The following is a 22466-nucleotide window of genomic DNA, read 5'->3' on the forward strand; positions in this document are numbered from 1 at the left end:
AAAATACCCGAGATTCCTCGCGACGGCGGGTCAGCCCACCGTCAGGACGCGGGCGTGCAGGATCGGGCGCTGCTGGAGCGCCGCGCGCACCGCGCGGTGCAGACCGTCCTCGAGGTAGAGGACACCTCGGTACTCGACGACGTGGGCGAAGAGATCGCCGAAGAACGTCGAGTCCTCCGCGAGCAGGGCGTCGAGGTCCAGCGTGCGCTTGGTGGTCACGAGCTCGTCGAGACGCACCTGACGCGGGGGGACGTCGGACCAGTCCATGGATCCCTCGCGTCCGTGGTCGGGGTAGGGGCGCCCGTCGCCCACGGCCTTGAAAATCATGGACGTCATCGTAGAGCCCGGGGGTGACGCCCGACGAGGACGACTTGTCAGGATTCGTCACCTCGAGGTCACGATCGCACCACGATCTCGTCGGCCCGGCCCGTCGGCAGCGGGCAGGGGAGGTGCGATCGCGCCCCTCGCCTCACCGATCCGTGACTCGTCGTTGACTCGTGCGGTGTCGTGCTCGGCTGGTCTCCCTCGTCCGTGACGTGCAGTGCTCGTTCGGGCGCCGTGCGGTCCCCGCAGGAGCCCGGGAACGACGAAGGGCCCGCACCTCGAGGTGCGGGCCCTTCGTGCCGGCGGAGGATGGGGGATTCGAACCCCCGAGGGCGTGAACCCAACACGCTTTCCAAGCGTGCGCCATAGGCCGCTAGGCGAATCCTCCTCGGACGTGACCGACGCTCAGGGCGCCGGGCAACCCCAGCAGAATAGCGGACGGAGGCCCGAGTCTCCGAATCGGCCCGGTGTGAGGTGCGCGACCCTCGACCGGGACGGTTTCGAGGTGGCGCCCACTCTCGGTTAGGCTGTGGGCAGACCCCTCGTGCGGCGTCATCTCGCTGAACTCCCCCAGGGCCGGAAGGCAGCAAGGGTAGGTGAGCTCTGGCGGGTGCGCGAGGGGTCCTTTGTGTCTTCGGCCGGATGTGTGATCGAGGCGTCAACGGCGACGTCCCGGCGCTGACCAGCGACTTCTCGATATGCGATACATGGGACGTTCGTATCGCGAGATTTGGCCCCCACGGAGTTGGTGCGCCGGTGCGGCGGATGGTCTGCTCCTCGCATGCACCGCATCGCCCCCGCCGCACACCGCACCGCGCAGACCTCCCTGCGCGGCCTGATGTGCACCGCGGCGATGCCGGCCCCGCGAATGTGCGGTCGCTGACCGCCCAGCTCCCCGCCGTCGTCCACCGCTGACGACGACCAGGCCCGTCGCGCGCTGATGGCCGCGGCCTGCCGCTCTCCCCCTGTGCTTCTCCCCACCGTCGTCGCGCCACGGCGAGGTCTGTCGTCGTGCGCCCCTGTCCGGAAGGACCCCTGTCATGACCCTGCGCTCCACCCTGCTCGCCGCCGGTGCGGCCGCCTCCGTCCTGGCGCTGGCCGCCTGCTCCGGCGAGGCCGCTGCCACCTCGGCCGGGACCTCCGACGACCCGATCCGCGTCGGTGTCGTCTCCGCCGGCGAGGACTACTGGGACACGTTCGCCGAGGCCGCCGCGGCCGAGGGGATCGAGGTCGAGATCGTGAACTTCTCCGACTACCAGCTGCCCAACCAGGGGCTGTCGGACGGCGACCTGGACCTCAACCAGTTCCAGCACCTGCAGTTCCTCGCCGGCTACAACGCCGCCCGCGGCGAGGACCTCACGCCGATCGGGGCGACCGCCGTCTACCCGCTGGGGCTCTACTCGACCGCCCACGCGAGCCTCGAGGAGATCCCCGCGGGCGGCCAGGTCGCCATCCCCAACGACGAGACCAACCAGGCCCGCGCGCTGCTCGTGCTGCAGGACGCCGGTCTGGTCACCCTGCGCGACGGCGGGAGCTCGTTCTCCACCCCGGCGGACGTCATCGCGGAGGAGTCCCGGGTGACCGTCACGCCGGTCGACGCCGCGCAGACCGCGATCGCGCTGCAGGACGTCGACGCCTCGATCATCAACAACGACTTCGTGGGCGACGCGGGTCTGACCGAGGACGACGCGATCTTCACCGACGACCCGGACTCCGCCGCGGCCGCGCCGTACATCAACGTCTGGGTGGCGCGCTCCGCCGACGCCGAGGACGAGACGCTGCAGCAGCTCGTGGACATCTACCACTCGCCCGAGGTCGAGGCCGGGGTGCTGGAGGCCTCCGGCGGGACCGGCGTCGTCAAGGACAACGACGCCGCCGACCTGCAGGCGATCCTCGACGGCATCGAGACCGACCTCGCCGGCCGCTGACATGAGCCACCCCCTCCTCAGCTTCCACGACGTGGTCAAGGAGTTCCCCGCCCGCGGCCGGGGACGCCGCCGCGACGCACCGGTCCGTGCCGTGGACGGCGTCACCCTCGACATCGACGCCGGCGAGATCTTCGGCGTCATCGGCTACTCCGGGGCCGGCAAGTCCACCCTCGTGCGGCTCGTCAACGCCCTGGAGACGACGACGGCGGGATCCGTCGTCGTCGACGGCACCGACCTGACAGGTCTGTCGGAGGCGCAGCTGCGGCCGGTCCGGGCCGGGATCGGCATGATCTTCCAGCAGTTCAACCTGCTGGCCTCCCGGACCGTCGCCGGGAACGTCGCCTACCCCCTGGAGGTCGCCGGGTGGCCGCGCGCCGACCGGGACGCGCGGGTGCGCGAGCTGCTCGACTTCGTGGGCATCGGCGACAAGGCCGACGTCCACCCGGCGCGGCTGTCCGGCGGGCAGAAGCAGCGCGTCGGCATCGCGCGGGCGCTGGCCACCAGCCCCCGGCTCCTGCTCGCCGACGAGGCCACCAGCGCGCTCGACCCGGAGACGACGGCGGACGTGCTCGCCCTGCTGCAGCGCGTCAACCGCGAGCTCGGCATCACGGTCGTGGTCATCACCCACGAGATGGAGGTCGTGCGCTCGATCTGCCACCGGGTCGCCGTCATGGAGGCCGGTCGCGTGGTCGAGCTGGGCGACGCCTACCGGGTGTTCAGCGCACCGCAGCACCCGGTCACGCGGCGGTTCGTCGCCTCGGCCCTGCGGGACGTGCCGTCACCGGCCGTGCTGGACCGGCTGCGGGAACGGCACCCGGGACGGGTCGTCACCGTCCGGATCGACGAGGTGGCAGGGGCGTCCGCGCAGGTCACCCGCGTCCTGGCCGAGCACGGCGTGGACGGCACGGTCGTCTACGGCGGCATCACCGAGGTCGCCGAGCGTCCCTACGGCTCGCTCACGCTCGAGCTCGTCGGCCACGACACCGCGGTGCACGCCGCGCTGGACGGGCTGCGTGCCGCTACGACCGTCGTCGACCACGGCACCGCCGCCCGACCCGCGGCCGAGGGGAGCGACCGATGAGCCCGGACCTCGTGCCCCTGCTGGGGCAGGCGTTCGGCGAGACCGTCTTCATGGTGCTGATCACCCTGGCCGTGGGCGGCGTCTGCGGCCTGGCGCTCGGCCTGGGGCTGTACCTGACCCGCCCCGGCAACCTGTTGGAGCACCGCGGCCTGTTCGCCGTGCTGAACGTCGCCGTCAACGTCGTGCGACCGATCCCGTTCATCATCTTCCTCGTGGCGCTCGGCCCCGTGACCCGCGCCGTGGTCGGGACGACGATCGGGACCGGGGCGTTCACCTTCGCGATGTGCGTCATGGCGTCGTTCGTGTTCGCCCGGCTCGTGGAGCAGAACCTCGTCTCGATCGACCCCGGCGTCATCGAGGCGGCCCGGGCCATGGGCGCCTCGCCGCTGCGGATCGTGCGCACCGTCGTCGTGCCCGAGGCGCTGTCCCCGCTGATCCTCGGCTACACCTTCCTGTTCGTCGGGGTGCTCGACATGTCGGCCATCGCCGGCTACCTCGGCGCGGGCGGGCTGGGCGACTTCGCCATCGTGTACGGCTACCGGCAGTACGACTGGGCGCTGACGGCCCTGGTCGTGGTGATCATCATCGTCATCGTCCAGCTCGTGCAGTGGCTGGGGAACTCCCTGGCGCGGCGCGCGCTGCGGCGCTGAGGCGGGTCGAGGTGCGCCCCGGGGCGGCGCCGGACGGACGGGTGCCGGGCGGGATGTTCGTGTCGCCCCCGACGTCTACAGTGGCTGGCGTGACGACCGCTCTGTACCGCCGCTACCGGCCCGAGACCTTTGCCGAGGTCATCGGCCAGGACCACGTCACCGCGCCCCTGCGGCAGGCGCTGCGGACCGGTCGTGCCAACCACGCCTACCTGTTCTCGGGACCGCGCGGCTGCGGCAAGACGACGTCGGCCCGTATCCTCGCGCGCACGCTCAACTGCCACCGGAACACCCCCGAGAAGCCGCTGGACACCCCGTGCGGCGAGTGCCCCTCGTGCGTCGAGCTGGCCCGTGGCGGTCCCGGCTCGCTGGACGTCGTCGAGATCGACGCCGCCAGCCACAACGGCGTCGACGACGCCCGCGACCTGCGCGAGCGCGCCACCTTCGCCCCGGCCCGCGACCGGTACAAGATCTTCGTGCTGGACGAGGCGCACATGGTGACCTCGCACGGCTTCAACGCGCTGCTCAAGATCGTCGAGGAGCCGCCGGAGCACATCAAGTTCGTCTTCGCGACGACGGAGCCGGACAAGGTCATCGGCACGATCCGCTCGCGCACCCACCACTACCCGTTCCGGCTGGTCCCGCCGGACGTGCTCGGTCCCTACCTCGAGCAGCTCTGCGCCGCCGAGGGGATCGAGCTCGGTGCCGGTGTGGTCCCGCTGGTCACCCGCGCCGGCGGAGGATCGGTGCGTGACACGCTTTCCGTGCTGGACCAGCTCATCGCCGGCTCGTCCGGCACCGTGGAGTACGACCTCGCGGTCAGCCTGCTCGGGTTCACCCACGGCACCCTGCTCGACGACGTCGTCGACGCCATCGCCGCCCGCGACGGGGCCTCGATCTTCCGCGTCATCGACCACGTCATCGCCACCGGTCACGAGCCCCGCCGCTTCGTGGAGGACGTCCTCGAACGCCTGCGCGACCTCATCGTCATCGCGGTCTCCGGCGAGGCCGCCGACGCCGTGCTGCGCGACCTGCCCGCCGACCAGCTCGAGCGGATGCGCCACCAGGCCGCCAACCTCGGCTTCTCGGAGCTCTCCCGCGCCGCCGACCTCGTCAACACCGCCCTGACCGAGATGACCGGGGCGACCTCGCCCCGGCTGCACCTCGAGCTGCTGTGCGCCCGTCTGCTCCTGCCGGGCGCCGACGACGGTACGGAGGGGCTCGCGGCTCGTCTGGACCGTCTCGAGCGGGGTGCGGTGGCCGCGGGACCGGTCGGTGCGGTGCCCGGCACGACGACGCCACCGGCCGTGGCGGCCGAGCCGGCGGAGGAGCCGACCGCGCCTGCGGGGCTGTCCGGTGCAGCCGCCGCCCGCGCCGCGCTGGCCCGGAGCCGCCGCACCGTGGCGGAGGTCAGCGCCCCCGAGCCCGTCCCGGAACCGACCGAGCCGTCGCCGCGGGAGGCGGCGCCTGCTCAGGTTCCCGCACCGGCGCCGGTCGAGGCGACGCCCGGGGCGGACGACGCGCCCACGGAGGCGCGCGAGACCACCGAGCCGGTGGCGACCGAGCCGCCCGCACCGGCCGAGCCGGTCGGTACGGAGCCGTCCGAGCCCGGATCCACCACGGAGCCCGAAGCCCCGGTGACGGACCCGGTGGACGCGGCGGAGCCGCCCGTCGGGGTCTCCGCCACCGAGGAGCGCGCGACCACCGCACCGCCCGCCGCCCGCCCGCAGGAACAGCCCGCCGCGCCGGCACCGTCCGCGGAGCCGACGGGGACGACGGCCGAGGACCTGCGGCGCCGGTGGGAGGAGATCGTCGCCAACCTCGCCAGCCCGGTGACCCGGGCGCTGGTCGAGCAGAACGCGCAGATCGGCTCGCTGGCGGGTGACCGGCTCCGGCTCAGCTTCCAGACCGAGGGACTGGCCCGGAACTTCTCCCAGCCGCGGCACCTGGAGGCGTTCGCCGAAGCCGTCTACCAGACCCTGGGGCTGCGTGCGCAGATCGACGTCACCGTCGGGGCGCCCGGCCCCGCGTCGGCGCCGGGCGAACAGCCCGCGGTGGAGTCCGGACCGTCGGGGCTGCAAGAGGCCCCGGAGGCGGACGGGCCCTCCCCCCAGGGAGCCGACGGCGGTGCGCCGTCGGCCCCGTCCCAGGTCTCGGCGGCCACGACGGGCCGCACCGGGGTCGCCGTCGCCGAACGGGTGGCCCATCCTGTCGACAGCGCGCCGCACCCCGACGGACCCGCGCACGACCGCGCCGACGACGCGGCGGCGGACGCCGCCCGGGCCGCGGACGACGCCTGGCTCGCCGGAGCGTCCGCCGCGACGTCGCAGAGCGCGGCGTCGGCCGCGTCGGCCGCGCCGTCCGGCGGTGCGCCGGCCCGGCCGGATCCGGACGAGGCCGTCGCCGCAGCCCCGACGGTGTCGTGGTCGCGCGACACCTCGGCGTCCACCGGGACGCCGGCACCGGCCGGACCGCCGGCGGACCCGTGGCCGCACCGGATGCGCTCCGCCGCCGCGACGGCCGCCCCGGCACCCGAGCGGTCCCCGGCGACGCCGACCACGGCACCGGACGAGGACGACACCTCCGACACGGACGCCGAGCTGGTCTCCTCCGGTCTCGTCGGCGTGCCGCTCGTCGTCAAGATGCTGGACGGCAAGATCATCGACGAGACGGCGGACGAGGCGTGACCGCGGCGGCCACCACCCTGCACATCGTGGCGGCCGTCATCGTCCGCCACGGCCGGTGGCTCCTCGTGCGCAAGCAGCGCACCGGGACGTTCATCCAGGTGGGCGGCAAGATCGAGGCCGGCGAGTCCCCGCGCGACGCGCTCCTGCGCGAGTGCGCCGAGGAGATCGGCCTGGACGCCGCCCCGCCGCGCGTGCGAGCCCTCGGGCAGCACCATGCCACGGCCGCGAACGAGCCCGACCACGTCGTCGACGCGCACGTCTTCGAGGTCGAGCTGCCGACGGGTTTCGAGCCCCGGGCGCTCGCGGAGCTCGCCGAGCTGCGCTGGGTCGACCCGCACGACCCCGTCACCCCGTTCCCCGTCGCCCCGCTGTCGCAGGAGCTGATGTCCCGGTTCGGTGCCGGGCGGCCCCGGACGACGCCGGGGTAGCCCGCCGGAGCCTCGGCCTCGACCTGCGACAGTGGTTCCGTGACGACGACGCACCACCTGCTGCCCCGCGCGACCCCCGTGTCCCAGGGGGTCGACCCCGAGTCCCTGCGGCGCCTCGTCGCGGCTCTCGACCAGGTCCGTGACGTCCACAGCCTGATGGTGCTGCGGCACGGTCACGTGGTCGCCGAGGCGTGGTGGGATCCCTTCGCCCCGGGCGATCCGCACCGGACGTTCTCGGTCTCCAAGTCGGTCACCGCCACGGCGGTCGGGATGGCCGTGCACGAGGGGCTGCTCGGCACCGGTGACCGGGTGGTCGACCTGCTGCCGGAGGACGCCCCCGCGGACCCGCCGGAGCATCTGGCGGCGATGACCGTGCGCGACCTGCTGACCATGACCAGCGGTCACGGCACCGACACCATGAACTTCACCCTGCGGAACCTGCGCCGACCCGGGTCGGGCTGGGCCCGGGACATCCTGGCCTCCCCGATGGTCCACGCGCCGGGGACCCGGTTCGTGTACGACACGGGGGCCACGTACCTGCTGTCCGCGATCCTGCACCGGCTCACCGGGCAGCGGCTGCTCGACTGGCTGACCCCCCGCCTGTTCGAGCCGCTGGGCATCGCCGGCGCGACCTGGGAGCAGAGCCCGCAGGGGATCGACGTCGGCGGGTACGGGCTCGCCGTCACCACGGAGGACCTCGCGGCGCTCGGGCAGCTCTGGCTCCGGCGGGGCCGCTGGGGCGGCCGGCAGCTCGTCCCGGCGTCCTGGGTCGACGAGATGACCGCCGCGCAGGTGGACAACGGCCCGGACGTGAAGCCCGACTGGGAGCAGGGCTACGGGTACCAGTTCTGGCGGTGCCGGCACGGTGCGTACCGGGCCGACGGTGCCTTCGGCCAGTTCGTCGTCGTCTGGCCGGAGCACGACGCCGTGGTGGTGCTGACCAGCGGCACCACCGAGACCGCGGCCGAGCTGGACGCGATCTGGGACACGCTCGGCCGCGCCTTCGACTGGGTGCCGGAGCTCGGCTCCCCGCAACCCGCGGATGCCACGTCGTTCGCCCCGGACGACCTGGCGGTCCTCACGCCGTCAGGCTGGGAGCACGGCGTGCTCGAGGACGTGGTGCGCGGCTGCTGGTTCGTGCTGGACCCGGAGGACGACGCGGAGGCCGCGCCGTCCGACACCCCGTTGCCCTGGCACGCGATCTCGGTGGACCGCGTCGACGGTGACCTGGCGTTCCGGTGGGTCGGCGCGCCGGGCGGCGCGGAGCACACGGTGCGGTGCGGTCTCGGGCGGTGGGTCACCGGCCGTGCCGAGCTGGACCACGGTGAGCGGGTCGCCGTCGCCGGGGCCGCCGCCTGGACGGGGGGTCACGAGCTGACCCTCCGCATGATCCGGTGCGGCACGCCCTTCACCCTCGAGGTCCGGCTCTCGTTCGGGGGTGACGCCGCAGGGCACCGGGTCGAGGTGGCCGCCGACCAGCCGGTGTCGTTCGGCCGGACCGCTCTGCTGCGTGCGACGGGGGTCGGAGCGCGACGGGAGCCGCCGCGCCAGGTGTGACGGCGGGCGGCGCGTCCGGCGCGAGCGGGTCCGGCGGACGGGGCGAGGAGTCCCGTGCGGTCGGGCCGTTGGTCCCTACCGTCCCGACGGCGGGCGGGGTTGGCTGGTCGCAGCAGGGCTCAGTGACCACGTGACCGCCCCGGGGGCGCACCATGACGACACCGGACGCCGGACCCCCGCGAACCCCGCGGCCCCCCGGCACCGCCGACCACCGTCCACGGGCCCTGCGCCGCTGGGTGGCGGCGCATCCGCTGGCCGCCTTCGTCGTGCTCGCCTACGGGATCTCGTGGACCCTGTGGGTGCCCCTGGTCGCCGGCCTCGGCGGACCCGCGGCCCAGGCCCTGCTGCTCGTGGGAGGGCTCGGGCCGGCGGCCTCCGCGCTGATCGTGCTCCGCGGCACCGGGGCGCCCGTCCGTCCGTGGGCGCGGCAGATCGTCCGGTGGCGCGTCCCGCTGCGGTACTACCTCTACGCGCTCGGCCTGCCGCCGCTGCTCCTCGCGATCGTGAACGTCGAGCTCGCCCTGGTCGGTCAGGAGATCGACCTCGCGCTGCTCGGCGAGCGGCTGCCCGCCTACCTCGGGACGTTCCTGCTCGTGGCCACCGTCGGCGGTGGGTTCGAGGAGCCCGGCTGGCGAGGGTTCGCCCTGCCCCGGCTCCAGGACCGCTTCGCCCCGCTGGCCGCCACCTGCCTCCTCGCGGTGGTCTGGGGAGTCTGGCACCTCCCGTTGTACGGGCTCGGGTTCGTCGGTCCGATGGTGTTCGCGTTCTTCTACACCTGGCTCTACAACCGCACCGGCAGCGTCCTGCTGTGCATCCTGCTGCACGGGAGCTTCACCCCGGCGCTCGACCACCTCGTGCTCCGCGCGGACAACACGACCGTCGACGTCGCCATCGGGGCCACCCTCGTGACCGCCGCGGTCGTGCTCGTCCTCGTGACCAGGGGTCGCCTCGGGTTCGACGCGGCGCGGAACCGCGCCCACCGGGCAGCCTGAGCGGCCGGCCCGCCCCTCAGTCGCTCCCGTGGCCGGAGGCCCGCAGGGCGTCGAGCCAGCGGTCCAGGACGGCCACCGAGTCGGGCACGAACGCGAGCTCGTCCACCATCTCGACCAGGCGCCGGGGGGAGACCCACCGGCCCCAGGCCACCTCCTCCGGCTGCCACCGCACGGGGCCGTCGTAGGTGCAGGTGAACAGGAACGCGCGGTATCGCGTGTGCGCGTCGGCGTAGTCCCGCTCGCCGAGCCGCAGCAGGGGGACCCCCTGGACGCCGAGCTCCTCGGCGACCTCGCGGCGTGCGGACTGCAACGGGGACTCGCCGGCCCGCAGCACCCCGCCGGCGCAGAAGTCGTAGCGGCCGGGGTAGACGTCCTTGGTGTCCGTGCGGCGGTGCACGTAGACCTCGCCGGCGGCGTTGCGGACGACGACGGCCGTCGCCGCGTGGCGCAGGTTCTCGGCCCGCACGCGACGACGCGACGCGGTGCCGCACGGTGCACCGGTGTCGTCGAAGAGGGCGACGAGCTCGTCCCTCGTGTCCTCGCTCATCCCTCGCATCATGCCGGAGAAGTCCCCGCCGCGCCGTAGGCTGGGCGCGTGTACGAAGGTGCGGTCCAGGACCTGATCGACGAGCTCGGCCGGCTTCCCGGTGTCGGGCCCAAGAGCGCGCAGCGCATCGCGTTCCATCTGCTCGCCACCGACGCCGCGGACGTGCGGCGGCTGGTGGACGCCCTGACGGAGGTCAAGGCGCGGGTGCAGTTCTGCGAGACCTGCGGGAACGTCGCGGAGTCGGCGACCTGCCGGGTGTGCGCGGACCCGCGGCGCAGCGACGAGGTGATCTGCGTCGTCGAGGAGCCGAAGGACGTCGTGGCGATCGAGCGCACGCGGGAGTTCCGCGGCAAGTACCACGTGCTCGGCGGCGCCATCAATCCGCTGGAGAACGTCGGACCGGACGACCTGCGGATCAGCGAGCTCATGGCGCGACTGGCCGACGGCACCGTCACCGAGGTCATCATCGCGACCGACCCGAACGTCGAGGGCGAGGCCACCGCGACCTACCTCTCCCGCCTCATCGGGCCGATGGGGGTGACGGTGTCCCGGCTCGCTTCCGGGCTGCCGGTCGGCGGGGACCTGGAGTACGCCGACGAGGTCACCCTCGGCCGTGCGTTCGAGGGACGGCGCGTCGTCGGCGGCTGAACCGGGGCCCGTCGACCTCGCGGGCACGTCTGGCGCCCGGGCGGCCTGTCGGTGGAGACTGGGACGGAGCACGACGGTCCGTCGGCCCGACCGGCCGGCGGCAGGCACCACAGGACGGATGAGCACCGTGTCAGAGATCGCTGCAGACTCCGAGCTCCGCGAGGTCGCCGACCAGATGTCGACGCAGGCGCGGACGTTCCTGTCCACGGCGTCGCAGGTCGCCTCCGGCGGGTTCCCGGGGGCCGAGCTGTCCCTGCTGATCCTGGCCACCTCCGACCTGCTGGCCGCGGGCGCCCGCCTGGCCGCCATCGTCGACGTCGTGCCGCCGCAGCGGTTCGAGCCCGACGCGGGCCGCGAAACCGACGTCGACCCCCTCCGCACGGCCCTGGGCCAGATGTTCGACGGGTTCGACGACTACGTCGAGGTCGTCGACCCGGTGCTGGGCCGGGAGCTCGGCCCGGCGTCGCTGTCCGGCGACCTGGCGTGCGTCGCCGAGGAGATCGCCAAGGGGCTGCAGCACTTCGACGACGGGCACGAGCTCGAGGGCCTGTGGTGGTGGCAGTTCTCGTATCTGTCCAGCTGGGGTGAGCGCGCCTCGTCGGCGCTGCGTCTGCTGCAGTCGGTGCTGGCGCACCTGCGCCTCGACGTGGAGGCCGACGTGGCCGCCGAGGCGGAGTACGACGCCCTGCACTCCTGATCGCGCGCGGCCCGGACCGTGCGTCGCGAGCGGTCGCCGCGTGCGAGGATTCCGGACGTGCCCGACCTCGACCCCACCACCGTCGCCCTGCTCGTCCTGGCCGGACTGACCGCCGGCTGGGTCGACGCCGTCGTCGGCGGCGGGGGCCTCATCCAGCTCCCGGCGCTGCTGCTCGTGCCGGGGATGTCGCCGGTGCAGGCGCTGGCGACCAACAAGCTCGGCTCGATCATGGGCACCTCGGTCAGCTCGATCACCTACTACCGGCGTGTGGGGCCGGACCTGACCACGGCCGGGCCGATGGCCGCGGCCGCGCTGGCCGGCGCCGTCGGGGGAGCCGCGCTGGCCACGCAGATCCCCGCCGAGCTGTTCACGCCGATCATCCTGGTGGTCCTGATCGGTGTGGCGGTCTTCACCCTCGCCCGGCCACAGCTCGGCCGGTACGACAACCTGCGCTGGGAGGGCAACCGGCACCGCTGGACCGCCGCCGGCATCGGCCTCGTCATCGGCGCGTACGACGGGCTGCTCGGTCCGGGCACCGGCACCTTCCTGGTCATCTCCCTGGTGAGCATCCTCGGGTACGCGTTCCTGCCGGCCTCGGCGCTCGCGAAGATCGTGAACTTCGCCACCAACCTGGGTGCCCTGATCTTCTTCGTGCCCGCCGGGGCCGTCGTGTGGAGCCTGGGGCTGGCGATCGGCGTCGCGAACCTCGTCGGCGGGTACGTCGGGGCCCGGATGGCGGTGTCGAAGGGCAGCAGGTTCGTCCGTGCGGTGTTCGTCGTCGTGGTCGGCGCGCTCATCTGCACGCTCGGGTACGACGTCGTCACCGCCGCGGCGTAGGGACGCCCGGGACGGGCCCCGATCCGCCCGGATGTGACACCTGGCACACCGCTCGTCACGTGGGGTCGCTACGATGGACCGCGCACACACAAGGGACCGGCGGACCGTTGAGAGAGACGGAGGCCGGCGACAGAAAGGTTGTATGCATGGCACTGGTCGTGCAGAAGTACGGCGGGTCGTCCGTCTCGGACGCCCGCTCGATCAAGCGCGTGGCCAAGCGCATCGCCGAGGCCAGGCGCGCCGGCAACGACGTGGTCGTCGTGGTGAGCGCCATGGGCGACACCACCGACGAGCTCCTCGATCTCGCCGCCGACATCAGTCCCCGACCGCCGCAGCGCGAGATGGACATCCTGCTCACCGCCGGTGAGCGGATCTCGATGTCGCTCCTCGCCATGGCGATCGACAAGCTCGGGGTCAAGGCGAAGTCCTTCACCGGCCAGCAGGCCGGTCTCCTCACCGACGCGGTCCACGGCAAGGCCCGCATCGTCGACGTCGTCCCGCACCGCATCCGCCAGACCCTCGAGAAGGGCCAGGTCGCGATCGTCGCGGGGTTCCAGGGCGTCAACCGCGGCAACAACGACGTCACCACCCTGGGTCGTGGCGGTTCCGACACGACGGCGGTCGCACTGGCCGCCGGTCTCGACGCCGACGTCTGCGAGATCTACACCGACGTCGACGGCATCTTCACCGCGGACCCCCGCATCGCGCCGGGCGCTCGCAAGATCGACAAGGTCACCTACGAAGAGATGCTCGAGCTCGCCGCCTCCGGCGCCAAGGTGCTGGCGCTGCGCGCCGTCGAGTACGCCCGCCGCTACGGCGTGCCGGTGCACGTGCGCAGCTCGTTCTCGGGCAAGCCCGGCACCCTCGTCAAGGGCACCCACGGAGACCTCATCGACCCGAACGCCAGCTCCGAGGAGCAGGAGGAAGCCCCCATGGAAGACCCGATCATCTCCGGCGTCGCGCACGACCGCAGCGAGGCCAAGATCACCATCGTCGGCGTGCCCGACACCCTGGGCCAGGCGGCCCGCATCTTCGAGGTCGTGGCCGCGGCCGGCACGAACATCGACATGATCGTGCAGAACGTCTCCGCCGCCGACACCGGCCGGACCGACATCTCCTTCACGCTCCCGCACGCCGACGTCCGCTCGACGACGGCGGCGCTCAACGCCGTGAAGTCCGAGCTGAAGTTCATCGACCTGCAGATCGACGACGAGATCGGCAAGGTCTCGCTCGTGGGCGCCGGCATGAAGTCGCACCCCGGCATCTCCGCGCGCCTGTTCGGGGCGCTGCGCGACGCCGGCATCAACATCGAGATGATCTCCACCTCCGAGATCCGCATCTCGGTCGTCACCCGCGCGGACAGCCTCGACGACGCCGTGCGCGCCATCCACACCGCGTTCGAGCTGGACTCCGACGAGGGCGAGGCCGTCGTCTACGCCGGGACGGGGCGGTGAGCCACGTGGCACAGATCAACTCCACCGGAGTCAACGTCGCCGTCGTCGGTGCGACCGGTCAGGTCGGCGCCGTGATGCGCAGGCTGCTCGCCGAGCGGGCCTTCCCGATCAAGGAGCTGCGGCTGTTCGCCTCGGCGCGGTCGGCCGGGTCGACGATCACCTACGAGGGCGTCGACGTCACCGTCGAGGACACGGCGGCCACGGCCACCGACGACCTCGCCGACATCGACATCGCCCTGTTCTCCGCGGGCGGCGGCACCTCCCGCGAGCACGCCCCGCGCTTCGCCGAGGCGGGGGCCGTGGTCATCGACAACTCGTCCGCCTGGCGGCTCGACCCCGAGGTCCCGCTGGTGGTCTCCGAGGTCAACCCCGAGGCGATCAGCGAGGCCTCGAAGGGCATCATCGCCAACCCGAACTGCACCACGATGGCCGCGATGCCGGTGCTGAAGCCGCTGACGGCCGAGGCCGGGCTGGAGCGTCTGCGCGTCGCCACGTACCAGGCGGTGTCCGGGTCCGGGCTGGGCGGCGTCAAGGAGCTCGCCGACCAGGCGCGCGCCGCGACCGCCGGTGACCTCGAGGGCCTGACGCACGACGGCGGCGCCGTGGAGTTCCCGACGCCGGAGAAGTACGTCGCGCCGATCGCCTTCGACGTGGTGGCGTTGGCCGGTGCGATCGTCGACGACGGCTCCGAGGAGACGGACGAGGAGCAGAAGCTCCGCAACGAGTCCCGCAAGATCCTCGGCCTGCCGGACCTCGCCGTCGCGGGGACCTGCGTGCGCGTGCCGGTCTTCACGGGTCACTCGCTGGCGATCCACGCCGAGTTCGGCTCGGCCATCACCCCCGACCGGGCGCGCGAGCTGCTGGCCGACGCCCCGGGCGTGGAGCTCACCGAGGTCCCGACGCCGCTCGGCGCGGCGGGTGCCGACCCGTCGTTCGTCGGCCGCATCCGCACCGACCAGTCCGTCCCGGACGGTCGCGGGCTGGTGCTGTTCGTCGCGAACGACAACCTGCGCAAGGGTGCGGCGCTCAACGCGATCCAGATCGGCGAGCTCGTCGCGGCCGACATCGCCGAGCTGGCGACGTACGACGCGGCGGAGGCCGCGGAGTCGGTGGCCGCCGACGCCTGACCGCCGGTCAGGGCACCTGATCGCGAGTCAGGAGGTCTGGCCGCGAGTCAGGCTGCCGAGGTCGTGCACGAAGGGGCCCGGGGAGAGCGAGACGCTCCCCCCGGGCCCCTCGTCGTGTCAGCCCGTCCCGCGCCGCCCGACGGCGGGAGCCACGACCACGATCGCCGCCGCGGCGAGCACGTGCCAGGCCACGTGGCCCCACGGTTCGACGAAGCCGATCAGCGCTCCGACGCCGAGCACGACGAGGGCGGTGAGCAGCCGGGGTCGCAGCACCGGGCGGGCGACGGCACGCAGCAGGATCGCCACGACCGCGACGACCGACGCCGTCCCCTGCGCGACGATGGACGCCGCCGGTGACACGGCGGCCAGGACCGCGTCGGCGAGCGTCGGGACCAGCCACCACCACGTGCGCAGCCGTCGACCGGTCAGGTCCGCGACGGCGTCCGCGGCCACGAGGGCGTAGGCGCCCAGCAGCGGGGGGTCGTGGACGACCGGGTTCCAGGCGGGAGCCGGACCGTGCTGGACCACGGAACCCAGCCCGATACCGACGGCGAGGATCCCGAGGGCGACTCGGGTGCGCGCGGCGGACGGCGCCTCCGCACCGTCGCCCGGCCGGCGCCGTCGGGCCACGATCCACAGGCCCGCGGCGACGAAGGCCAGGCTCGACCACGTGTTCGCCGCGTCCATGCCACCAGCCTCGCCCCCCGGGAACCTCTCCGCTCACGGGGAGGCCTGCCGGACCTCCACCCCGGCCGGGTGAGAACCGTCGCGGACACCTGCGCCACGAGAGCGCGCGTGGCACCATCGGAGTGACGTCCCGCCTGGCGAAGGGAGGGGCCATGGACGGCCCCGTCGTGGAGGTGAGCCACCTCCGGAAGACCTACGGCGACAAGGTCGCGGTGGACGACGTGTCGTTCTCGGTCCGCCCCGGGGAGATCTTCGGCATCCTCGGGCCCAACGGTGCCGGCAAGACCACCGCCGTCGAGACCATCGCCGGGATGCGGCGGGCCGACGGCGGCACCACCCGGGTGCTCGGCCACGACACCCAGCGCGACCCCGGTGCGGTGCGGGACAGGCTCGGCATCCAGCTCCAGGAGGCGACCCTCCACGACCGCATCACCGTCGGCGAGGCCGTCCGGCTCTTCGCCGCGTTCTACCCGCGTCCCGCCGACCCGGCCGACCTGCTCGCGCTGCTCGACCTGACCGAGCACGCGGACAAGCAGTTCCGCAACCTGTCCGGGGGGCAGAAGCAGCGGTTGTCGATCGCCCTCGCGCTGGTGGGCAACCCGGAGGTGGCCATCCTCGACGAGCTGACCACGGGCCTCGACCCGCAGGCCCGGCGGTCCACGTGGGACCTCGTCGACCGGGTCCGGGCGACGGGCGTGACGATCCTGCTCGTCACCCACTTCATGGACGAGGCCGAGCGGCTCTGCGACCGCCTGGTCGTCATCGACGCGGGACGGGTCGTGGCCGAGGGGACCCCGCGCGGGCTCATCGACGGCCTCCAGGCCGACCGCACCGTCGTCGTCCGCTTCGCCGAGGGCACCGCCGCCCCCGCCCGGGCGGTCCTCGACCGGCTCACCGAGACCCACCCCGACGTCCACGGCGTCGCGCCCGGGAGCGACGGCGAGGTCGCCGTCACCGGCTCGCGACGGGTGCTGTTCGCCGTCATGCCGGCGCTCGCCGAGGCGGACCTCGTGCCGGACGACATCCGCACCGTGACCAGGACCCTCGAGGACGTGTTCCTCGCCGTCACCGGGCGGACGTACGCCGAGCAGGACGACGAGGACGAACCCGCGCTCGCCACGGAGGGGGACCGGTCATGACCGCCACCGCGACCGAGCGACGCCGGCTGACCGGGACGTCCGGGTGGCGCGGGTTCGGGCGTCTGCTGCAGACCGAGTTCCTCGTGTGGTTCCGCGACCTCGCGTCCCCGTTCTTCGGGGTGGTGTTCCCGACGGTGGTGCTGGTCGGCGTCGGGTTCCTCATCCCGGGCATGCGGGACCCGATCCAGGGCGCCCCGCCGGGGTCCGTCTGGTACCAGGTCACGCCCATCGCCACCTACGTGCCGACGATCCTGGCGATGGCGGTCGGCACCGCGGCGCTCACCGTCATGCCGGTCACCCTCGCCACGTACCGCGAGAAGGGCGTGCTGCGGCGGCTCTCGACCACACCGATGCGCCCGCAGGGCATCGTCGCGGCGCACCTGGTGATCAACGCGGTCACGACCTCCGTCGGCGTCGTGCTCGCCCTCGTCGTCGCGGCCGTGGCCTTCGACGTGCCGGCGCCCACGCAGCCGGCGGTCCTCGTGCTCGCGTTCGTGCTGGGCCTGGCCGTGATGCTGTCCCTGGGCATGGTGGTCGCGGCGCTCGCCCCCCGGGCGTCCGCGGCCAACGGCATCGCGATGTCCATCTACTTCCCGATGCTGCTGCTCGCCGGGGTGTGGACGCCGGGGCCGGCGATGCCCGACCTGATCCAGGAGATCGGGCAGTTCAGCCCGCTCGGTGCGGCCTCGCAGGCGTTGTCCGCCGGGTGGTTCGACGACGGCTTCCCGACGTTGCAGGTGGTCGTCATGGTGGTGTGGACGGCGCTGCTGCTGCCGCTCGCCGTCCGCCTCTTCCGCTGGACGTGAGCCGTCCCGGCCGCCTCGCGGACGGGCCCCCGGGCCCGCGAGCGGTCGGCCCGCACGCGGCATAGCCTCGGGTCATGAAGCCGTTCCTGCTGCTGGCGACGCGGGCCGAGGACGTCGCCGCCGACGGCGAGTACGCGGCGATGTGCCGGTACGGCAGGCTCCACCCGGCGCAGCTCCACCGGGTGCGGCTCGAGGCCGGGCCGATGCCGTCCGTCGACCTGGACGCCTACTCGGGGATCATCGTCGGGGGCGGACCGTTCAACTCCTCCGACCCGGACGACCAGAAGTCCGAGGTCCAGCACCGCGTCGAGCGCGAGATGGCCGACCTGCTCGAGGAGGTCGTGGACCGCGACTTCCCGTTCCTGGGGGCGTGCTACGGGGTCGGCACCCTGGGCACGTTCGCCGGGGGAGTGGTGGACCGGCACTACGGCGAGGACGTCGGCATCGTCACCGTCGAGCTCACCCGCGAGGGCGCCGAGGATCCCCTGCTGGAGGGGGTGCCGCCGGCGTTCGCGGCGTTCGCCGGGCACAAGGAGGCGATGCGCGAGCTGCCGCCCGGAGCGGTGCGTCTGGCGTTCTCCCCGTGGGCACCGGTGCAGATGTTCCGGCTGCGCGAGAACCTCTACGCCACGCAGTTCCACCCCGAGCTGGACCTGGCCGGCCTCACCGACCGGGTGCGGGTGTACCGCCACCACGGCTACTTCGACCCGGAGGAGGCGGGCGCAGTGATCGCGCGGGCCTCGGCACGACCGGTCACCGAGCCGATGCGCATCCTGCGCAACTTCGTGACCCGGTACGCGCGCGACTGACGGCCTCCGACGGCGCCGCCTCGCGGAGCCGCGCGGGGATAGGGTCGGCGCATGCCGATCCCCGATCATGTCGCCGCCCTGCGGGCCCGCGTCGGTACCGACCTGCTGTGGCTGCCCGGGGTCAGCGCCGTCGTGCGCGACGGCGACCACCGGCTCCTGCTGGGCCGCCGCGCCGACACGGCGCGGTGGGCGATCCCCAGCGGGATCCTCGACCCGGGCGAGCAGCCCGCCGCCGGGATCGTGCGCGAGGTCCTCGAGGAGACCGCCGTGGTGATCGAGGTCGTCGGGATCGTGGGTGTGTTCAGCACGCCGGTGGTGACGTACCCGAACGGTGACCGCTCCGCGTACCTGGACACCCTGTTCCGCGCCCGGCCGGTGTCGCCCGAGGCCGCCCGGGCCGCCCGGGTCGCGGACGACGAGTCCCTGGAGGTCGGGTGGTTCGCCGCCCACGAGCTGCCCGCCGACCTGGCGGACTCCACCCGCGAACGGCTCGAGCACGAGCGGGAGTTCCTCGCGGCGCCGGACGACGCGGCGCTGTTCGTCCGCCCCTGAGCCCGGATCGTGGACGGCGCTGGACGCGGCGGGACGGCGCGCGTACTGTCGTGGCCGTGGACATCCGTTGGTATTGGCGCTTTACGCCGGCTCCGCTGGGAGCTCGGCGGGCTCGCGCCTGACCGACACCTTCCACCGGAGCCAGCACAGGGCCTGGGACGCGCACCGCGTCCGGGCCCTTCGTCGTCGGACGGGCCTCCGGTCGGGATCGGAACGCGTGCGGCGACACCCGCCGCCCCGCCGACACCCACCGCACCACCAGGAGCCCCGCGATCATGAGCACCACGACCTCCGACACCCCCGCCGCGCGCACCGCCGACGCCGAGCGAGATACTGAGCTGATGGCCGAGACCTCCGACCTCCGCGTCCGCGCGCTGGACCCCCTGCCCGCACCGCGGTCGATGCGTGCCCGCCTCCCGCTGGGCACCGCGCGCAGCGACCTCGTGACCACGTCCCGGCGCGAGGTGCGGGACGTGCTGCGCGGCGAGGACGACCGCCTGGTGGTCATCGTGGGCCCGTGCTCGGTGCACGACCCGGCGGCCGCGCTCGACTACGCCCGCCGGCTCGCACCGCTGGCCCGCGAGCTGTCCGACGAGCTGGTCGTCGTCATGCGGGTCTACTTCGAGAAGCCGCGCACCACGGTCGGGTGGAAGGGGCTCATCAACGACCCGCACCTGGACGGTTCGCACGACGTCCACCACGGGTTGCGGCTCGCCCGCGAGGTGCTCCTGGGTGTGCTCGACGCCGGTGTCCCGGCCGCCTGCGAGTTCCTGGAGCCGACCTCCCCGCAGTACATCGCCGACGCCGTCACCTGGGGCGCGATCGGCGCGCGCAACGCGGAGTCGCAGGTCCACCGCCAGCTCGCCTCCGGGCTGTCGATGCCGGTCGGGTTCAAGAACGCCACGGACGGGGACGTGCAGATCGCCGTGGACGGCTGCATCACGGCCGCGAGCGAGCACACGTTCTTCGGCGCGGACGCGGAGGGCCGTGCGGCCGCCGTCGAGACCGCCGGGAACCCGGACTGCCACGTCATCCTCCGCGGTGGCCGGGGCGGGCCGAACTACGGCGCGTCCGACATCGCCGACGCGCTGGCCGTCGCCCGGACCTCCGGGCTGGGCGGCCCCGTGGAGCACGGCGTGATCGTGGACGCCTCGCACGGGAACTCCGGCAAGGACCACGTGCGCCAGGCCGAGGTGGTGCGGGAGATCGCGGCGCGTCTGGCCGACGGCGAGCAGGGGATCAGCGGGCTCATGCTGGAGAGCTTCCTGGAGGCGGGTGCCCAGCAGCCGGCACCGCTCGACCAGCTCGTCTACGGCCGGTCGGTCACCGACAAGTGCATGGACTGGGGCACGACGGCGGAGCTGCTCTCGGTCCTGGCGGAGGCGATCCGCACGCGTCGCGAGGGCTGAAGCCTCCTGTCCGGGGGATGCTCGACCGCCAGGTCCCGCAGCCGGCGCAGCCCGCGGTGCTGCGCCACCCGGACCGCGCCGGCCGACATGCCCAGCCTCCTGCCGACCTGTGCCGCGGACAGGCCGACCAGGACCCGCAGCACCACGACCTGCCGCTGCACCGCGGGCAGGCGGTCGAGCATCCCCCGCAGGCGCGCCGACGTGTCGGCCGCCATCGCGCTGTCCTCCGGCGTGCCGTCGACGACCGGTTCCGGCACTCCGTCGAGCTCGACCAGGTGACGTGACCGCGCGGCCGCCCGCACCGCGTCCGCGACCTTGTGGGCGGCGATGCCGTAGACGAACGGCAGCAGCGGGCCCCGGGCACGCGGCAACGCGACCAGCACCGCCTCGCACACGTCTTGCGCCACGTCGTCGGCACTGGTGTGGCGCCCGGCTCCCGACCCCAGTCGCGCGCGGCAGTAGGGCACGACCGTGCGTCGCACCGTGTCCATGACCTGGGCGAGCGCCTGTTCGTCACCGGCTACCGCGCGCGCCACGAGATCCGAGGGTGTCTCGACCACGGTGCCGCACCATCCCCCCACGCTCCGACAGGACCTCGCCGACCTGGCGATGTGACCTGTAACACATCCACGCCCCGGAGCGACATCTTCGGCAACGGGTTGTTCTGCAGGGTGCCGACTGCCGCGTCCGTTCTTTATGCCCTGATTTACGTTTTATGTAAAATCTGTATAACAACGTCTGGTCTGTACTGGTGCTCGAGGATACCGACGTGCCACTGTCCTGGCACCCGGTGGACCACCGGCCCGCTCGATCGGAAGACCCCGACGAAAGGACCTGCTGTGCACAAGAAACTCCTGGCCGTGTGGGGCACGGCCGCGCTCGCCGCCGCGAGCGTCGCCGTCCCCGCCAGCGCCGCCCCGCCCGAGACCAACGGCTACATCGTGATGCTCAGCCCGTCCGTCAACACCGCCTCGGTGGCCGCCCAGCACTCCCGCGCCGCGGACGTCGCCGTCGCCCACGTCTACACCAGCGCCATCCGGGGCTACTCCGCCACCATGAGCGCGACCGCCGCCGCTCGCCTGGCCGACGACCCCCGCGTGCTGCTGGTCCAGCCCGACGGCGTCGTGACGACCACGGCGCAGACCACGCCCACCGGCATCGACCGCGTCGACGCCGAGCTGAGCTCGACCGCCGCCATCGACGGCACCGACACCCGTGTCGACGTCGACGTGGCCGTCATCGACTCCGGCGTCGACCTCGACCACCCGGACATCAACGTCTACGAGCCCGGGGCCATGAACTGCTCCACGGGCCGCTCCGCCAACGACGGCAACGGCCACGGCACCCACGTCGCCGGCACCATCGGCGCGCTCGACGACAGCGCCGGGGTCGTCGGTGTGGCGCCCGGCGCCCGGATCTGGCCGGTGCGCGTGCTCAACAACGCGGGCAGCGGGCAGTGGTCCGACGTGATCTGCGGCATCGACTTCGTCGCGGCCAACGCCGACCAGATCGAGGTCGCCAACATGAGCCTCGGCGGCACCGGGACCGACAACGCCTGCGGCAGCAACACCGACGCCATGCACGAGGCGATCTGTGCCGCGGTCGACGCCGGGGTCACCTTCGTGGTGGCGGCGGGCAACGAGTCCGACGACTCCGCGAACCACCTCCCCGCGGCGTACGACGAGGTCATCACCGTCAGCGCGCTGGCCGACTTCAACGGGCTGCCCGGTGGCGGCGCCGCACCGACGTGCCGCACCGACGTCGACGACACCTTCGCCGGCTTCTCCAACTACGGCGCCGACGTCGACCTCATCGCCCCCGGCGTGTGCATCACGTCGACCTGGAAGGGCGGTGGCTACGACACCATCTCCGGCACGTCGATGGCCTCCCCGCACGTCGCCGGCGGCGCGGCGCTGTACCAGGCCACCCACCCGTCGGCCTCCCCGGCCCAGGTGAAGTCGGCCCTGCAGTCGGCCGGCACCACCGACTGGAACGACGTCGACGACCCCGACGGCACGAAGGAGAAGCTGCTGAACGTGGCCGGCTTCTGATCGCTCCACGAACACCCGGCTGACAGCGGCCGGCACGCCTCGCGCGTGCCGGCCGCTGC

General features: G+C 73.3%; 22 protein-coding genes, 1 tRNA gene and 1 other RNA gene. 19 read left to right on the plus strand and 5 right to left on the minus strand.

Annotation, left to right across the window (positions count from 1 at the left end):
* Positions 1-30: 30 nt before the first annotated feature.
* Positions 31-327, minus strand: coding sequence for a type II toxin-antitoxin system VapB family antitoxin (locus Q6347_RS12000; protein ID WP_171245656.1), 297 nt, complete (start codon positions 325-327; stop codon positions 31-33).
* Between the two features lie 300 nt (positions 328-627).
* Positions 628-712 (minus strand) — tRNA-Ser (locus tag Q6347_RS12005).
* A 145-nt stretch (positions 713-857) separates the two neighbouring features.
* Here Q6347_RS12005 and ffs point away from each other — a divergent pair.
* The 8 genes from ffs (at position 858) to Q6347_RS12045 (ending at position 9644) form a co-directional block, all read left to right on the plus strand.
* An RNA gene (gene ffs, locus Q6347_RS12010) (signal recognition particle sRNA small type) lies at positions 858-954 on the plus strand.
* A gap of 410 nt (positions 955-1364) precedes the next feature.
* Positions 1365-2252: a MetQ/NlpA family ABC transporter substrate-binding protein gene (locus Q6347_RS12015; protein WP_304607468.1), complete on the plus strand. Its 888-nt coding sequence runs from the start codon at positions 1365-1367 to the stop codon at positions 2250-2252.
* A gap of 1 nt (position 2253) precedes the next feature.
* Complete coding sequence (locus tag Q6347_RS12020; protein ID WP_304607469.1) at positions 2254-3333, plus strand: methionine ABC transporter ATP-binding protein; 1080 nt, start codon at positions 2254-2256, stop codon at positions 3331-3333.
* Positions 3330-3983, plus strand: a complete 654-nt coding sequence (locus Q6347_RS12025) for a methionine ABC transporter permease (protein ID WP_304607470.1) — start codon at positions 3330-3332, stop codon at positions 3981-3983. Before Q6347_RS12020 ends, Q6347_RS12025 begins: the two co-directional genes overlap by 4 nt.
* Positions 3984-4072: 89 nt before the next feature.
* Positions 4073-6667 carry a DNA polymerase III subunit gamma and tau gene (locus tag Q6347_RS12030; RefSeq protein WP_304607471.1) on the plus strand — a complete coding sequence of 865 codons (2595 nt, stop codon included), beginning with the start codon at positions 4073-4075 and terminating at the stop codon, positions 6665-6667.
* Complete coding sequence (locus tag Q6347_RS12035; RefSeq protein WP_304604534.1) at positions 6664-7095, plus strand: NUDIX domain-containing protein; 432 nt, start codon at positions 6664-6666, stop codon at positions 7093-7095. The genes Q6347_RS12030 and Q6347_RS12035 overlap by 4 nt, the downstream gene beginning before the upstream one ends.
* A 39-nt stretch (positions 7096-7134) precedes the next feature.
* A complete protein-coding gene (locus tag Q6347_RS12040; protein ID WP_304607472.1) occupies positions 7135-8652 on the plus strand; it encodes a serine hydrolase in 1518 nt (505 codons plus the stop codon).
* A 152-nt stretch (positions 8653-8804) separates the two neighbouring features.
* Positions 8805-9644 (plus strand): CPBP family intramembrane glutamic endopeptidase, encoded by an 840-nt coding sequence (locus Q6347_RS12045; RefSeq protein WP_304607473.1) that lies wholly within the window; start codon positions 8805-8807, stop codon positions 9642-9644.
* Positions 9645-9660: 16 nt separating this feature from the next.
* Here Q6347_RS12045 and Q6347_RS12050 read toward each other — a convergent pair whose 3' ends face one another.
* Positions 9661-10191, minus strand: a complete 531-nt coding sequence (locus Q6347_RS12050; RefSeq protein WP_304607474.1) for an NUDIX hydrolase — start codon at positions 10189-10191, stop codon at positions 9661-9663.
* Positions 10192-10239: 48 nt separating this feature from the next.
* Here Q6347_RS12050 and recR point away from each other — a divergent pair, with 48 nt between their 5' ends.
* The 5 genes from recR to Q6347_RS12075 all read left to right on the plus strand — a co-directional run bounded on the left by recR (position 10240) and on the right by Q6347_RS12075 (position 14954).
* Complete coding sequence (recR, locus tag Q6347_RS12055) at positions 10240-10839, plus strand: recombination mediator RecR (protein WP_171245648.1); 600 nt, start codon at positions 10240-10242, stop codon at positions 10837-10839.
* Between the two features lie 118 nt (positions 10840-10957).
* The gene (locus Q6347_RS12060) at positions 10958-11536 is read left to right on the plus strand and encodes a DUF5063 domain-containing protein (protein ID WP_171245646.1); all 579 of its coding nucleotides are present in this window, start codon (positions 10958-10960) and stop codon (positions 11534-11536) included.
* 57 nt (positions 11537-11593) lie between these two features.
* Complete coding sequence (locus Q6347_RS12065; protein WP_304604530.1) at positions 11594-12373, plus strand: TSUP family transporter; 780 nt, start codon at positions 11594-11596, stop codon at positions 12371-12373.
* A 146-nt stretch (positions 12374-12519) separates the two neighbouring features.
* Positions 12520-13827 (plus strand): aspartate kinase, encoded by a 1308-nt coding sequence (locus Q6347_RS12070; RefSeq protein ID WP_304604529.1) that lies wholly within the window; start codon positions 12520-12522, stop codon positions 13825-13827.
* Between the two features lie 5 nt (positions 13828-13832).
* Complete coding sequence (locus tag Q6347_RS12075) at positions 13833-14954, plus strand: aspartate-semialdehyde dehydrogenase (protein WP_304607624.1); 1122 nt, start codon at positions 13833-13835, stop codon at positions 14952-14954.
* 117 nt (positions 14955-15071) lie between these two features.
* Here the strand turns inward: Q6347_RS12075 and Q6347_RS12080 are convergent, their stop codons facing one another.
* On the minus strand, positions 15072-15641 hold the full coding sequence (locus Q6347_RS12080; protein ID WP_304607475.1) for a hypothetical protein: 570 nt from the start codon (positions 15639-15641) through the stop codon (positions 15072-15074).
* 152 nt (positions 15642-15793) lie between these two features.
* Here Q6347_RS12080 and Q6347_RS12085 point away from each other — a divergent pair, with 152 nt between their 5' ends.
* The 5 genes from Q6347_RS12085 to Q6347_RS12105 all read left to right on the plus strand — a co-directional run bounded on the left by Q6347_RS12085 (position 15794) and on the right by Q6347_RS12105 (position 20356).
* On the plus strand, positions 15794-16780 hold the full coding sequence (locus tag Q6347_RS12085; protein WP_304604527.1) for an ABC transporter ATP-binding protein: 987 nt from the start codon (positions 15794-15796) through the stop codon (positions 16778-16780).
* Positions 16777-17586: an ABC transporter permease gene (locus tag Q6347_RS12090; RefSeq protein WP_304604526.1), complete on the plus strand. Its 810-nt coding sequence runs from the start codon at positions 16777-16779 to the stop codon at positions 17584-17586. The genes Q6347_RS12085 and Q6347_RS12090 overlap by 4 nt, the downstream gene beginning before the upstream one ends.
* A gap of 74 nt (positions 17587-17660) precedes the next feature.
* On the plus strand, positions 17661-18395 hold the full coding sequence (locus Q6347_RS12095) for a glutamine amidotransferase (protein WP_304604525.1): 735 nt from the start codon (positions 17661-17663) through the stop codon (positions 18393-18395).
* A 51-nt stretch (positions 18396-18446) separates the two neighbouring features.
* Positions 18447-18947, plus strand: a complete 501-nt coding sequence (locus Q6347_RS12100) for an NUDIX domain-containing protein (protein ID WP_304607476.1) — start codon at positions 18447-18449, stop codon at positions 18945-18947.
* Positions 18948-19222: 275 nt separating this feature from the next.
* Positions 19223-20356, plus strand: a complete 1134-nt coding sequence (locus Q6347_RS12105) for a 3-deoxy-7-phosphoheptulonate synthase (RefSeq protein ID WP_246246252.1) — start codon at positions 19223-19225, stop codon at positions 20354-20356.
* Here Q6347_RS12105 and Q6347_RS12110 read toward each other — a convergent pair.
* On the minus strand, positions 20257-20916 hold the full coding sequence (locus Q6347_RS12110) for a sigma-70 family RNA polymerase sigma factor (protein ID WP_304604523.1): 660 nt from the start codon (positions 20914-20916) through the stop codon (positions 20257-20259). The two genes, Q6347_RS12105 and Q6347_RS12110, sit on opposite strands and share 100 nt — an antisense overlap.
* Positions 20917-21195: 279 nt before the next feature.
* Here Q6347_RS12110 and Q6347_RS12115 point away from each other — a divergent pair, with 279 nt between their 5' ends.
* Positions 21196-22407, plus strand: a complete 1212-nt coding sequence (locus tag Q6347_RS12115; protein WP_304607477.1) for a S8 family peptidase — start codon at positions 21196-21198, stop codon at positions 22405-22407.
* Positions 22408-22466: the final 59 nt, after the last annotated feature.

The organism is Isoptericola sp. b408, from assembly GCF_030588085.1.
Classification (GTDB): Bacteria; Actinomycetota; Actinomycetes; order Actinomycetales; family Cellulomonadaceae; genus Isoptericola; species Isoptericola sediminis.

Coding starts and splice junctions, on each gene's coding strand:
- Q6347_RS12000 (WP_171245656.1), bottom strand. CDS start 327: ATGATTTTCAAGGCCGTGGGCGACGGGCGCCCCTACCCCGACCACGGA.
- Q6347_RS12015 (WP_304607468.1), top strand. CDS start 1,365: ATGACCCTGCGCTCCACCCTGCTCGCCGCCGGTGCGGCCGCCTCCGTC.
- Q6347_RS12020 (WP_304607469.1), top strand. CDS start 2,254: ATGAGCCACCCCCTCCTCAGCTTCCACGACGTGGTCAAGGAGTTCCCC.
- Q6347_RS12025 (WP_304607470.1), top strand. CDS start 3,330: ATGAGCCCGGACCTCGTGCCCCTGCTGGGGCAGGCGTTCGGCGAGACC.
- Q6347_RS12045 (WP_304607473.1), top strand. CDS start 8,805: ATGACGACACCGGACGCCGGACCCCCGCGAACCCCGCGGCCCCCCGGC.
- Q6347_RS12050 (WP_304607474.1), bottom strand. CDS start 10,191: ATGAGCGAGGACACGAGGGACGAGCTCGTCGCCCTCTTCGACGACACC.
- Q6347_RS12060 (WP_171245646.1), top strand. CDS start 10,958: ATGAGCACCGTGTCAGAGATCGCTGCAGACTCCGAGCTCCGCGAGGTC.
- Q6347_RS12070 (WP_304604529.1), top strand. CDS start 12,520: ATGGCACTGGTCGTGCAGAAGTACGGCGGGTCGTCCGTCTCGGACGCC.
- Q6347_RS12080 (WP_304607475.1), bottom strand. CDS start 15,641: ATGGACGCGGCGAACACGTGGTCGAGCCTGGCCTTCGTCGCCGCGGGC.
- Q6347_RS12085 (WP_304604527.1), top strand. CDS start 15,794: ATGGACGGCCCCGTCGTGGAGGTGAGCCACCTCCGGAAGACCTACGGC.
- Q6347_RS12090 (WP_304604526.1), top strand. CDS start 16,777: ATGACCGCCACCGCGACCGAGCGACGCCGGCTGACCGGGACGTCCGGG.
- Q6347_RS12095 (WP_304604525.1), top strand. CDS start 17,661: ATGAAGCCGTTCCTGCTGCTGGCGACGCGGGCCGAGGACGTCGCCGCC.
- Q6347_RS12100 (WP_304607476.1), top strand. CDS start 18,447: ATGCCGATCCCCGATCATGTCGCCGCCCTGCGGGCCCGCGTCGGTACC.
- Q6347_RS12105 (WP_246246252.1), top strand. CDS start 19,223: ATGAGCACCACGACCTCCGACACCCCCGCCGCGCGCACCGCCGACGCC.